Source organism: Streptococcus mitis (assembly GCF_001281025.1).
Lineage (GTDB): Bacteria > Bacillota > Bacilli > Lactobacillales > Streptococcaceae > Streptococcus > Streptococcus mitis_AK.
On sequence record NZ_CP012646.1, the window covers coordinates 368,749 to 382,750 of the forward strand.

The window sequence follows — 14,002 nt, forward strand, 5'->3', positions numbered from 1 at the left end:
TTTTTACCTATCTATTTTTTCTATATAAAGTACAGTGTTCATTATATCATTTTTCGTGTTTTTACTCAAATTACTGGTCGCAATTCCCAAAATTGAGACAATTTCACCAAATTGCTCAATAATCAGAGCTGATTTTCGCTTTTCCATAGGGATTTTCAAATCAATAAATAGACGTCTGAGTTTTTTTCTATGCCCATTTTGAATCAAAAAATCTCTTGGTTTTCTATGACGAATGTGTATGGATGTTTCGCGTGAAACAGGTATTTGTTGAATTGATTCACCTTCTAATGGAATTCCAAAGGAAAATAAATAACCTTGGTAAGATACCTGATTTTGATAGTGTAACACAAGTTCATCTTCCTTTTCATCAGACTGAGGACTGATTTTACAAATCCGAAACTGTTGATACTCTTTTACTAATTCATAACCATTTTTAAGCGTATGACAATACTGGCTTTTAGTTTTTAAAATTTGTCTAACTTCAGCAAACTGAGATTTTGTAAGATTCAAATCTGAAAAACGATTCAGATAAGTTTGAAGTAAAACTCTTTGTGTCGACTCAGAGTAAGATAATAGCTGATCTAAATTTTCTACATCAATATTCTTTGATAATTCAGCTATAGCTAAATCATAATCTAAAATTTCATTGCCGATGCTTAAGATTGCATCTCTAAATCTAGGATTTTCTTTCTCTAATTCTGGTAAATAAGAATTTCGAATACGATTGCGAAAATAATGATTTTCCTGATTTGATATATCTTCAAAGTGAAAAATTGATGGAAAGTCTTTTTTCTGAAAATGCAAGAAGGGCCGAATGATTTCTATCTCTCCGACTACTTGCTTCTCCTTAATTCCTGATAGATAGCGCAAACGAGTTCCTCTAATCAAACGCATTAAAATAGTTTCCACCTGATCATCAGCATGGTGGGCAGTTACCAAGGCTGTCGCACCAGTCTTTATCATGACCTCTTTAAAAAAATCATAACGAAAATGTCGAGCCCGCGCTTCTGAAAATTTTCCTGAAAAATTGCTGATATAAATAGGAAACTCTGCTTCAGCAGCTAACTTCCTTAATTCCTGTTCTTCCCAATCTGATTCTACTCTCTGCTTATGATTCACATGAGCTAGAATCAATTCAATTTCTAACTCTTTTTGATACGTAGATAACACCTTAAATAGAAACATAGAATCTAATCCACCAGAAAGAGCTAGAACCACCTTAGCATGCTTTTTGAAATATCCCTTCTTGAGAAAATGATTTAAAAAATCTTGTTCCCTCATTTTAGAACCTCATAAACATCTTTGGCTATCTTAGAAATCGTATCATAATCAGAATTTTTAGTGAAAATAGAAAGAATAAATGGAGAATCTGCATAGACAACACCTGTATCATGCTTAAATTCATCCGCATCTCCAATTTTATGAGCTACCTTCACAGAAACACCTTTGGCAATGCGCTCATTATCAAAATCTGTTTTGGTCAAGGACTCCAATACAAATCCGTTTTGATTATAAATAGCTTCCATAACATTCCCAGCCATTTTAGAAGAAATCAATTTTTCTTTTGGATCCCAATTATCTCCCATAATAGCAGACATCTTGGATTTAAATGTGGCATCAGATTGGTTTGAAATGTAATATCCCAACAGATTATGAGCTACGTTATCCGATTCTTTTGATACTTTCGTTATTAAGTCCTTGAGAGAATACTCTTTATTATCCTCTTTTTTAGGGAGGCTACCACTTCCCTCTGGTTTATAAGAACCTGGAAAATCATTGACTGCAGATACGTATTTTACAGTCGTGTCTAACTGATAAATCCCCTCATTTATTTTTTCTTGCGTATAATAAAGATAAGGGAGTTTCAAAACACTAGCTGCATACATCTTTTCATCTTGATTGATACCAGCTTCTTTTCCAGTAGTCAGTTGCTTAACATAAATAGAAAATGAATCCTTCTGATATTTTTCCGATAACATTTCTTGGACTTTACTCATCCGATTATCTTCTTCAGAAGTTGATTCTTTAGCTACCCATCCAGTCTGATCAATATGTAGAAATTCTCTTCCTTCTACAAACATGGTCTTATCGATTGATACCTGAGAATAAGCTGATAAGGATGATTTCACTTCTTTTAAGTCATAAGGACTATTGTACAGTTTAAAATCAAATTCTAACCATACTTTTTTTATTGTTGGAGTTATCTCTGATTGATCATATAAAAATCGTTTGTCCGCAGCTATAAATTGATGATTTGATAGCTTAAATACCGGAATTCCTTGTTTATTTAAGCGCCACTCGGTTATTTGAAAACTTGTTTGGGGAGTCAATTTTCCAGATTCCACTACTAAATCTTCATTCGCATAAACAGGAACCTCTCCATAAACCATGGGAGAACTTAATTTTTCTCTAAAATAAATACCAAAGTTAGATTGTGAAAGGTAATAAATTTCTTTCGAAGTATAGACTACTTCTTTTTCTGTGCTAACGACTTTTGAAATGGTCAAAAAACTCGGTAACAACAAAATAATTAAGAATTTACGCATTCTTCCTTTCCTTTTCTTCTTGTAAACGCAATAATTGATTTTTATCAGCCAACTCTTCCAGCTTTTCTTCCGATAGACTCAAAAATTGCTCTATTACATCTAATAAATTTTCCATTTTATCACCTTGGGAGCAAGTCAGGAATCGTATAAACAGCTTCCCGATTCTTAGAATAATAATATTTTGCACGCATGTATTTAGCAGCATAATCTTCATCTTTCAACTTTGTGGCAAAAGCTGTCTCTTTCTCCTTTTCCTCACTCAAGGTTTGATACTGAGTTTGCAAGTCTGATAACTGTTGACGTCTTTGGAGTAATTGATGATAGCTTTGAGCAAGATTATAAGTTGGTAAAATGAACAATAAAATCATCAAAATAAGAACCCAACCCATGAAACGATTACGTTTTTGTCGTTCTTTCATCAGATAGCGACGACGTTGGTGTTCATTTTGAATAAAAGAATTATTCAATTGTACGATATTTTTAGACATTTTCTTCTACCCGTGTTTCACTGATAATTTCATACATTCCTGCTGCATCTTCTTTTTTTGTACTATCCTTCATCTCTAGTACTTTTACAAGTAGCAACTTATTGCCAAAGCGAATTTCAACTTGGTCATTAACTTTCAAATCCGTTGAACTTTTGGCCAAGATTCCATTTACCTTGATTCTTCCTTTATCTGCTACTTCTTTTGCGACTGTACGACGCTTGATAATTCGTGATACTTTTAAATATTTGTCTAATCTCATTTTTATTACCTCAAATTATTATTGTATCATTTTTATCTATTTTATAGAAGAAAAATGTTAAAGGGAATTGCCTTCTTTCGATACTTTTATCTCTAATAAACTTTCTCCAAAAATGAGCAGACCTTCTAAAATTTCATAGTCCTTCTTATTTTGGACATCAAATACAACTTCCATTAATCCCTTATTCTCAGTTATGGCTGCTTTTAAATTCGTTGCGGATAAAGATTTAAAATAATCTTGAGCCAAAAACAATCGCTGAGTAATTTTTTCAAATTGAACTGTAATCTTATTTTCTTTTCGTTCCACACGTTGAACAAAGACCTTATCAAGATAAGACTTAACCAAACCAATCTCTAAAAGATAGGCTACCACGTCTGGGTACTCTCCAAAGCGGTCCATCAACTCTTCTTGTAATTCTTCGTAGTTGACACGATTGTCAATTTGACGAATTTTCTTGTAAATTTCAATCTTATGTCGTTGATCAGAAATATAGGTATCAGGAAGATAGGCATCAATTTGTAAAATCAATTCGGTATTTCCTTTGGTTCTTGTGTTCCCATTACCATGTCGTTTAGCAATAGCTTCCTCCAATAACTGCGAATACAATTCAAAACCAACAGAATCAATGAAACCAGACTGGGATTTTCCTAAAAGATTTCCTGCTCCGCGAATCGAAAGATCTCGCATTGCAATCTTAAATCCAGAGCCCAATTCTGTAAATCCTTTAATCGCTTCTAATCTCTTCTCGGAGACTTCACTGATTGATTTTTCTGGACGATACATGAGATAGGCATAAGCAATACGATTACTACGACCGACTCTTCCTCTTAACTGATACAAGGTTGACAAGCCCATATGGTCCGCATTTTCAATAAATAAAGTATTGGCATTTGGAATGTCCACCCCTGTCTCAATAATGGTAGTTGTCACCAAGATATCATACTGACCTTCAATGAAACCCAGTAGAGTATTTTCTAACTGAATCTCACTCATTTGCCCATGAACATACCCAATCGAAGCCTCTGGAATCAACTCCTGTAATTCTGAAACCTTCTGATCAATTGTGTCAACTTTATTGTAAAGATAGTAAACTTGACCTCCACGGTCCATTTCACGTAAAACAGCATCACGAATCACACTATCATTCTTTTCCAAAACATAGGTCTGAACAGGATAGCGATTAGTCGGCGGAGTTTCAATAACAGACAAATCTCTGATTCCCAGCATAGACATATGGAGGGTACGAGGGATTGGAGTAGCGGTCAAAGTTAGGACATCCACTTGTTTCTTCAGTTCTTTCAAGGTTTCCTTATGCTTGACACCAAATCGCTGTTCCTCATCAATAATCATCAAGCCTAAATCAGCAAACACAACATCTTTTGACAAAACACGATGGGTTCCAATCAAAATATCAACTTGACCCTTTTTCAATTTTTCAAGTGTTTCAGTCTGCTCTTTTTTACTTCTAAAACGACTCAACACATCAATATTAACTGCAAAATTTTGGAATCTCTCTTTAAAATTTGTATAGTGTTGTTGCGCTAAAACCGTCGTCGGAACTAGAACGACAACTTGTTTATGATCATTGACCGCCTTAAAGGCTGCACGCATTGCAACTTCAGTCTTCCCAAAACCAACATCTCCAACTAGAAGTCGATCCATGGGATGAGAATCCTGCATATCTCTCTTGATTTCCTCAATACTACGAAGTTGATCATCCGTTTCAACATAAGGGAAGGCATCATCAAAAGCATGTTGATCCTCATCATCAGCTGAGAAAGCAACCCCCTTCAACTGACTACGCTCAGAATAAAGCTTGATTAAATCGTCAGCTATATCCTCTACCTGGTTCTTAACTTTTTGCTTAGCCTTTTTAAAATGACCATCATTTAATTTATTAAGTTTTGGAGCTTTCCCATCACTTGAAACATATTTTGACAGTAACTGAATCTGCTCAACTGGGATGGAGATTTGATCCCCATTTTGATATTTAACACTGACATAATCACGGTGAATCTCTTTGATTTCAATTGTTTCAATGCCTAGATATTGACCAATTCCATGAATATGGTGAACAACGTAGTCCCCTTTTTCAAGTTCATTATAATCTTTTAATCGCTCTGCATTTGAAACATGTTGTCTTCGAAAACGACGTTTTAATTTCTTTTGAAAAATCTCATGTTCAGTGATCAAGAGAATTTTTTCATCTACAAAATGAAAACCATGTCTGAGGTTACCCTCGATTAAGTTTACAGATTCTTTACAAACGCTTGACTTATTTCTGGAATCCAATTTAATCTGATATTCCTCTAAAACATCCTCCAATGTTTTACTTCCCATTGAATTGCTAGACTGCAGAATAATGGTGTAGTCCATTTTTTTATATCGCTCAATTTCTTCTTTAAGAAAAGAAAATTGATTGAAAAACTCCTGCATGGGAAATTGATTAAATTGATAAATGTGATCAAACTTGAGATTTCCTAACCCTTTTTGGAGATTGGAGAAAAAGGTAACTGGACTTTGTTTTTTATAGGTTTGTTCTGTATCTGCAAAATACTGCATATCAGAAAATGATTTACCATTCTGTAAATCTTCTGTAAAGTATTGCGCTAACTCTCTTTCAAAGGCTTCATAATGATTCATCAATTTTTGGTAATCATCAAAGAATATTGGTGTATCTTTTTCAATATAATCAAATATAGTCCATGTTTTATCGTAACATAAAGATAAAAACTTTCGACTATCTGAATGTACTTGTTTTTGATGAAAACTTGACAAAATCTCTTCCAAGTATGATTTTAAAATTGGTGATAAGGTCTTTGAAATTTGCTTTTCTAAAGCTGACTGCCCTCGTAGATAGTCCTTTTCCCTCAAAAGTATATCACTTGCTGGAAAGATAGTGAGTTCTGTTTGATTTTCTTTTGATAATTGTGTTTCTACTTCAAAAGTCCGAATTCCATCTACTTCATCACCAAAAAACTCGATTCGGAAAGGTTCTAACTGAGACATCTCAAAAATATCTAAAATATCTCCTCGAATACTAAACTCACCTTGAGTTTGTACTTGCGTAACTTTGCGATAACCTATTTCCTTTAACTGATGGATAAACGTGTGTTGATCATATTCTTCACCAACTGTTATTTTTACAATACTATCTTTGAATATATTGGGAGACGGTAAAATCAATCGACTTGCTGCGATATTACAAACTAAAATCCCTTTCTTAAATGAATCAGTCAAAAAACGCAAGGCTTCAACCCGTGAAATGATTTTTTCTTGTGAAGACATCAAAAACTCGACCATAGGGGAGTCATCTACTAAAAATGGATAGACAAGTTCCTCACCCAAGACAGATATAAGATCACTAACAAGTCCTTCTGCTTCTCCATAAGTTGACGTCAATAACACAATCTTATCTTCCTGTCTCAAACTACTAGCAATTGCTAAAGCTTTTGTAGAAGTTGACAAGCCTAACATTAATTGTCTTTTCTTATCTGTCAGATTTCGATGCCATTTTTTTATCTGATTATTTTCTGAGAATAAATCTAATAAGGTTAACATTTATCCGTTATACCTCTGCATTGTTTTCTCAAAATTTTTCTCTTGTAAATAGTAGTTTACAGAATCGTCAACTTTGTCAATAGACTGTAAAATACCAATATAATCATCCTTGTCAAAGGTACTCAAAACATGGTTAACAACTGACATTCCATTTTTAGGTCTTCCGATTCCAATCTTAACACGATTAAAGGTTTGGGTTCCAATATGTTGAATAATAGACTTGATACCATTATGACCACCTGCGGATCCCTTTGCTCTTAAACGAATCTTTCCAACTTCCATGTCAAGATCATCATAAATGATGAGTAAATCTTCAATATCCAAACCATAGTAAGTCAATAAAGCATGAACCGCTTTTCCACTTTCATTCATAAATGTCGTTGGTTTGACAAGATAAATTTTTTCTCCATTTAGGAAAAAGGATGCTAGGTCAGCTTGAAATATCTTATCGTGTGTAAAAGTGACATTCTGTTTCTTCGCTAGTTGGTCAATCAACATAAAGCCAACATTGTGTTTTGTTTCAAAATATTTATCTCCTGGATTTCCCAAGCCTACAAGTAATTTGGTCATTTATTTTTCCTTTCAAAAGCCAAAAGGGTTGGAATTTTTTTCCAACCTAATTGACACTATTCATTAATTTTTTTAGACATTAAAGCGGAATTCCATGATATCGCCGTCTTGAACGATATATTCTTTTCCTTCTTCACGCAAGCGTCCAGCTTCTTTTACAGCCTTTTCAGATCCGTATTTCACTAGATCCTCATATGACATAGTTACTGCACGAATAAATCCTTTTTCAAAGTCTGAGTGGATAATACCAGCTGCTTGAGGAGCCTTCATACCACGTTTGAAGGTCCAAGCGCGAACTTCTTTTTCGCCAGCTGTGAAGTAAGTTCCCAGTCCAAGCAAGTGGTAAGCTGCACGAGTCAACTTGTCAACGCCTGATTCTGTCAACCCAAGTGCTTCAAGAAACTCTTGCTTGTCTTCTTCGTCTAACTCAGAAATTTCTTCCTCAGCACGCGCAGAAATAACGACTACTTCAGCATTTTCTGTCGCTGCGAATTCACGAATTTGTTTAACATAGTCGATAGAGTCAGGTTCTGAAACTACATCCTCGTCCACATTAGCAACATAGAGCACTGGTTTAGTCGTTAACAGGAAGAGACCTTTGACAACCTTTTGTTCCTCATCTGTAAATTCAATAGTTCGAGCTGATTTTCCATCTTCAAGAACAGGTTTAATCTTTTGAAGAACATTAAATTCTGCTACTGATTCTTTATCTTTTTGCGTACGTGCCATCTTTTCTACACGCATATAGCGCTTATTAACTGATTCTAAGTCAGCAAGAATCAACTCTAGGTTAATAGTATCAATATCTGCCAGTGGATCCACAAAGGCGTCTTCACGTCCTTGCTCGCGCATGACATTTTCATCATCAAAAGCACGAACTACGTGAACAATCGCGTCTACTTCACGAATATTGGCCAAGAATTTATTCCCTAGCCCTTCTCCTTTTGAAGCTCCTTTTACAATTCCTGCGATATCTGTAAATTCAAATGTTGTTGGAACTGTCTTTTTAGGAGTAATCATTTCCGTTAGTTTTTGTAGGCGTTCATCTGGAACTTCTACCATTCCAACATTTGGATCAATCGTCGCAAATGGGTAATTTGCTGCCTCTGCTCCTGCTTTTGTAATTGCATTAAATAGTGTTGATTTACCAACGTTTGGCAAACCAACGATACCTGCTGTTAAAGCCATATTTTCTCATTCTCCGTTTTCATTTCAATCCCTAATATTATAACACAAAAAGGGAAAACTTGCTAACCCTCTAACTAAGGGTTTTCAGTCAATAATTTTATTCATTTTTCGATCAAAATCATAGCGTCCCATCATGACAACATGGTCACAATTGCTACATTTGATTTTGATATCTGCTCCTACACGTGTAATTTCCCAACGATTAGCTTTTTTTCCTGTTGACTTGATTGTGCAAGCATGTGGTTTTTTCATTTCAACAAAATTTCCAACTTGATACATACTACTCTCCTTTTCTTTTTCGATTATATCATAAAAGAGGCGAGCCAGGCTCAACCTCTTTCACTTAATTTGTACGAACTGGTGTAATGAGCTGCATGAAGTCCTCATCAGTGTCTGCTGGCACAAGAGTAAATGGACGAACAGCTGAGATAAAACTAATGGTCACTTTTTCGCTATTTAAAGCTTTAAGAGAATCAATCAAGTAAGTTGGGTTGAAACTAATTGTCAAATCTTCACCAGTAACCTGATCAGTATCGATTTCTTCGTTTACTTTACCAACTTCTGGCGAGTTAACATGAGCGCTAACAACCCCATCTTTTATTTCAAGTTTCACAGTACCATTTTGAGTAGCACTTGATAAAAGACGAGCACGTTCCATTGACTGGCGTAAGTTTACAACATCAAAAGTAATAGTAGTATTAAAGTCTGTTGGAATCAAACGATCTGTATCAGGATAGTTTCCTTCGAGGAGACGAGTATAGAAGCTAATATTTTCGCTTCTAAAGAGGATTTGGTTATTGGCAAAGAAAATCTCTACAGTTTCGATATCATCTGTAAATACCGCTGAAAATTCGCGTAGAGAACGGCTAGGAATCACGACATCAAAATCATCACTATTTTTCTCAAGCGTTAATTTTTTCTGGCTTAGACGATGAGAGTCTGTTGCAACTGTTTTTAACTCTTTGTGTTGACTCAATACAAAATGAACACCTGTCAAAATTGGACGACTCTCTTGTGTACTTGCAGCAAATGCTGTTTCATTGATAATTTTCTTGAGTAATTTTGTTTCAAGAACCAAAGGAGTGCTTGCTGAAATTTCTTGGATTCGTGGATACTGTTCGCTATCTTTTCCTTTTAGGGTAATTTCTGATTTTCCACTGGTTAAAACAATTTGATTTTGTTCAATTTCTTTAAAATCAAGAGTCACATCAGGTAGACTAGATACCACATTGATGAAGAAAGAAGCTTCAAGAAGAATCGAACCTAAAGAAGTAATTAATAGACCAGCATCTTCATTTTTTTGAGAAATAAAATTTTCAATTGAAATTTGACCATTTGAACCAATTAAAGTAACACCTTCATTGGTCACGTCAATTTTGACAGTTGATAAAATAGGAATGGCATTTTTAGAACTAATAGCTCTCTTAGTAATATTTAATGCTTGTAGAAATAAATTTTTATTAATTGAAAAATGAATCATGGATTCTCCTTTATTTATTTTTAGTATTAGAAGGATAATAGTAATAATAGAGTCTGTGAAATCTGTGGAAAACAGACTTTAAACAAGTCATATCAAGTTTTTTGGCTTGTTTAAAAAATGTGGATAAAAAAGATAATAAAGTAAAAGTTATCCACAAGTTATTTAATTTTCTTTTTGATGGATTCAATTTCTAAACGTAAATTATCGTCTTCATCAATCAAAGATTTAATTTTGGCATGGGCATGAATAACTGTTGTATGGTCTTTTCCACCAAATTCCTTCCCAATTTTTGGAAGACTATTATCTGTTAGTTCTCTAGATAAATACATGGCTACTTGACGGGCTAAAACAATATTTTGAAGGCGTCTACTTCCCTTCATTTCTTTGACACTGACACCATAAAAGTTACCAACTTCATTTTGGATTTTATCAATTGGGATGATGAGCATTTGGCTAACATCTTGTTTGCGAGCTCTAATGGCTTCTGCAGCGATATCGATAGTGATATCCTTAATCTTCTTCACTCTGGCAATTAAAGTGATGTCGTTGATTGCTCCTTCAAGTTCTCGAACGTTTGAATCAAATTGGCCAGCTAGGTATTCTAGGGTATCACTTTGGAAATGGTAGTCTAAATGCTCTGTTTTACTTTGTAAAATGGCAATACGTGTTTCAAAGTCAGGTGGTGTGATGTTTTGCGTCAAGCCCCAGCTAAAGCGCGTGACAAGTCTTTCTTCAAGGCCTTCTAAGTGTTTAGGACTACGATCACTAGTCAGAACAATTTGTTTTTGATTGCTATGGAGAACATTGAAAGTATTAAAAAATTCTTCTTGAGTTGCAACTTTTTTTCCACTCAGCGATTGAATATCATCAATTAACAAGAGATCGAGGCTACGGTAGGTTTTTTTGAACTTATCCATTTCACCCAGTCTCAGGTGTTCAAGAAAGTCGTTTATAAAGCTTTCAGCAGGAATGTACTTCACACGCGCATCAGGAATATTTTTCAAAATCTCATTCCCAATGGCATTGAGTAAGTGAGTCTTACCAAGCCCAGGTCCTCCATAGATAAAAAGAGGATTATAGGTCAAGGCCAAATCTTCAGAGACAGCTAAGGCGGCTGATACTGCCCAAACATTTCCATCCCCTTGGATAAAATTATCAAAGGTATACTTTTCTTTTAATCCAGTATCCGAATAAGGAATAGATGCTAACTTTGGACTATAGTCATAGAGAGTTGAATTTGGAGCTTCTTCAACTTGTGGGATAATCGTATCTTGAGGCTTGGTAAAAATATAGTGGGGAGTTATTTCAGCATCATAAATCTCAAAACCAGCTACTACAATGATATCTTTTAGTTGTTTTTCCCAGACCATTTCCATTTCAGATCGTGGTAAAAATATAGTGGCAACATTTTCCTCTACCTTAATGAGTTCAGCTTGAATAGCATAGAAATCATACATGGATCGAGTCAGTCTTTCTTGTGCAAATTCTAATATACGATTCCAAAATTGTTTTTCTTTCAATTCTTTTTCCTCCTTTACTATCTAAAAGTTTAATGCTAGACTTATTTTACCATAGATAGAAAGATTTTTCCACAAGCTGTGAAAAATAATCCACAATGTTATCAAGTATTATCCACAGATTGGGGATAAAATCAGAAACTATTGATTTATTAAGCTTTTTATTGGAAAAAATAGTGGATAACCTTGTGAGATAAGAAAATAAAAGAACAGCCTTATTTCAGGCTGTTGATAATTCTACTGTATTCTTCTTGATTTGAAAAAGAAATAATAATTTTTCCATTGTCTTTTTTAGACAATTTTATTTCTATATCTAATCCGAGTAGTTTTTTTAACTGTTCTTCTTCATTTTGTATGAAATGATTCGTTTTTTGAAGTTTCTTTTGTTTTTTCTCTGTCAGAAGAGATTCTAATTTCCTTACAGAAATGTCTTCATATATAATCCGTTGAAAGAAATAGTCTTGTTGTTCCTTATTTAACCCAACTAGAGAACGCGCATGGGCTTGTGATAGTTTGCCATTTTCTACTTCTGAGAGGATCTGTTCTGGCAAGGACAGCAAGCGAATAGAGTTGCTGATATAAGGACGAGACTTGCCCATTTTATCTGCAATTTCAGCATGGGTAAATCCTTTCTCTACAAGAGATTCATAGGCGCGTGCTTCTTCTATTGGATTTAAATTTTCTCTTTGCAAATTTTCAATGATGGACTGGACCATCATCTCTTGATCTGAAAGCTGTTTAACAACAGCTGGGATAGACCTTAGACCAGCTAAAAGTGAAGCCCGATAGCGTCTCTCTCCTGCAAGGATTTCATAACCAATAACAGGAGATTGACGAACAATAATCGGTTGAATGACCCCATTTTCTTTGATAGACTGTGCTAGTTCATGTAGTTTTTCTCCATCAAATTCTTTTCGAGGTTGATAGGGATTTTTTTGTATATCTGTGATAGAAATCATTTCAAATTTTTCCATGATTCTACACTAACACATCTTTTCACTTATGTAAAGCTTTCTTTACATAGATGTCAATTAAGATTCTAAATCACCTGAACTCTTGTCAAGTTTAATAGATGTAGTTTCTTCTTTACCGTTACGATAGTAAGTTATCTTAATGGTGTCTCCGATAGAATGATTGTAAAGAGCACTTTGTAAATCTGTTGATGAAGCAATCTCCTTATCATCTATTTTTGTAATAACATCGTATTTTTCAAGGTGACCATTGGCAGGCATATTGCTCTGCACAGAACGAACAACTACACCAGATGTTACATTGCTTGGAATATTCAGTCTTCTAATATCACTTGTATTAATATTTGAGAGATTGACCATTTGAATTCCCAAAGCTGGACGCGTTACTTTTCCGTTCTTTTCTAACTGTTCAATAATATTGATAGCATCATTTGCAGGGATTGCAAAACCAAGACCTTCTACAGATGTTCCTCCATTTGTGGCAATTTTACTTGAGGTAATTCCGATAACCTGTCCTTGAATATTGATTAGTGGACCACCAGAGTTACCTGGGTTAATAGCAGTATCAGTTTGGATGGCTTTTGTAGAAATGGCTTGTCCATCTTCAGATTTTAAGGACACATTTCGATTAAGACTAGATACGATACCTTGAGTGACAGTATTAGCATATTCAGAACCTAACGGGCTACCAATGGCAATAGCAGTTTCTCCTACGGTTAGCTTACTAGAATCACCAAATTCAGCTACTGTTGTCACTTTTTCTGAAGAGATTTTGACGACAGCAATATCAGAGAAAGTATCAGCTCCGACGATTTCTCCAGGTACTTTAGTTCCATCTGACAAACGAATATCTACTTTGCTGGCGCCATTTATAACGTGATTATTGGTGACAATATAAGCTTCTTTATCATTCTTTTTATAAATAACCCCAGATCCTTCACTAGAGATCTGCTGAGAATCTGTGTCAGTATCATCATTACCAAATACGCTATTTTGTCTGTTTGCTGAATAAGTAATAACTGAAACAACAGCATCTTTTACTTTGTTAACAGCCTGTGTTGTTGAATTTTCATTCTTATAGGCAGTCTGTGTAATAGTACTATTGTTGTTAGAGGTACTTACAGTACTTTTTTGAGTTAGTTGGTTTATTGAAAAGCTACCCAAGGCTCCACTAATAAAGCTAATGACGATAACGACTAATAATTGAAACCCTTTTTTGTAAAATGTTTTTAAATGTTTCATATTTGCCTCCATATTTTTGAATTACTGAAAGTATAAACTGACTAACTTAATTATAACTTAAACACAAAAAGTTTTTCACAGATTGTGGATAACTTTCAAAAATCTGTGGTTTTCTCGGCTAAAATTAACCTTTTATTTTGTGAATAAGATGTGAAAAAATAGAGAATATGTTAGAATAGA

General features: G+C 34.6%; 13 protein-coding genes. All 13 read right to left on the bottom strand.

The genetic code is table 11. The annotated features are described in order from the left end of the window. Positions 1-3 precede the first annotated feature (3 nt). The gene (gene tilS / locus RN80_RS01960; protein WP_060627315.1) at positions 4-1,281 is read right to left on the bottom strand and encodes a tRNA lysidine(34) synthetase TilS; all 1,278 of its coding nucleotides are present in this window, start codon (positions 1,279-1,281) and stop codon (positions 4-6) included. Then, positions 1,278-2,546, bottom strand: a complete 1,269-nt coding sequence (locus RN80_RS01965) for a serine hydrolase (RefSeq protein WP_060627316.1) — start codon at positions 2,544-2,546, stop codon at positions 1,278-1,280. The genes tilS and RN80_RS01965 overlap by 4 nt, the downstream gene beginning before the upstream one ends. Next, positions 2,539-2,661, bottom strand: coding sequence for an SP_0009 family protein (locus tag RN80_RS10085; protein WP_000429339.1), 123 nt, complete (start codon positions 2,659-2,661; stop codon positions 2,539-2,541). Before RN80_RS10085 ends, RN80_RS01965 begins: the two co-directional genes overlap by 8 nt. Positions 2,662-2,665: 4 nt before the next feature. Beyond that, complete coding sequence (locus RN80_RS01975) at positions 2,666-3,034, bottom strand: septum formation initiator family protein (RefSeq protein ID WP_000041905.1); 369 nt, start codon at positions 3,032-3,034, stop codon at positions 2,666-2,668. Further along, a complete protein-coding gene (locus RN80_RS01980) occupies positions 3,027-3,293 on the bottom strand; it encodes an RNA-binding S4 domain-containing protein (RefSeq protein ID WP_001234978.1) in 267 nt (88 codons plus the stop codon). Before RN80_RS01980 ends, RN80_RS01975 begins: the two co-directional genes overlap by 8 nt. A gap of 57 nt (positions 3,294-3,350) precedes the next feature. Beyond that, a complete protein-coding gene (mfd, locus tag RN80_RS01985; RefSeq protein ID WP_060627317.1) occupies positions 3,351-6,854 on the bottom strand; it encodes a transcription-repair coupling factor in 3,504 nt (1,167 codons plus the stop codon). Next, positions 6,855-7,424, bottom strand: a complete 570-nt coding sequence (pth, locus tag RN80_RS01990; RefSeq protein WP_000163938.1) for an aminoacyl-tRNA hydrolase — start codon at positions 7,422-7,424, stop codon at positions 6,855-6,857. A gap of 72 nt (positions 7,425-7,496) precedes the next feature. After that, on the bottom strand, positions 7,497-8,612 hold the full coding sequence (gene ychF, locus RN80_RS01995) for a redox-regulated ATPase YchF (RefSeq protein WP_001218721.1): 1,116 nt from the start codon (positions 8,610-8,612) through the stop codon (positions 7,497-7,499). Positions 8,613-8,696: 84 nt separating this feature from the next. Next, positions 8,697-8,891, bottom strand: coding sequence for a DUF951 domain-containing protein (locus RN80_RS02000; protein WP_000285186.1), 195 nt, complete (start codon positions 8,889-8,891; stop codon positions 8,697-8,699). Between the two features lie 64 nt (positions 8,892-8,955). Next, the gene (gene dnaN, locus RN80_RS02005; protein ID WP_060627318.1) at positions 8,956-10,092 is read right to left on the bottom strand and encodes a DNA polymerase III subunit beta; all 1,137 of its coding nucleotides are present in this window, start codon (positions 10,090-10,092) and stop codon (positions 8,956-8,958) included. Between the two features lie 158 nt (positions 10,093-10,250). Beyond that, complete coding sequence (dnaA, locus tag RN80_RS02010) at positions 10,251-11,612, bottom strand: chromosomal replication initiator protein DnaA (RefSeq protein WP_060627319.1); 1,362 nt, start codon at positions 11,610-11,612, stop codon at positions 10,251-10,253. Positions 11,613-11,824: 212 nt separating this feature from the next. Continuing rightward, complete coding sequence (locus tag RN80_RS02015) at positions 11,825-12,583, bottom strand: ParB/RepB/Spo0J family partition protein (RefSeq protein ID WP_060627320.1); 759 nt, start codon at positions 12,581-12,583, stop codon at positions 11,825-11,827. A gap of 57 nt (positions 12,584-12,640) precedes the next feature. Next, on the bottom strand, positions 12,641-13,822 hold the full coding sequence (gene htrA / locus RN80_RS02020; RefSeq protein WP_060627321.1) for a serine protease HtrA: 1,182 nt from the start codon (positions 13,820-13,822) through the stop codon (positions 12,641-12,643). Between the last annotated feature and the right edge of the window lie 180 nt (positions 13,823-14,002).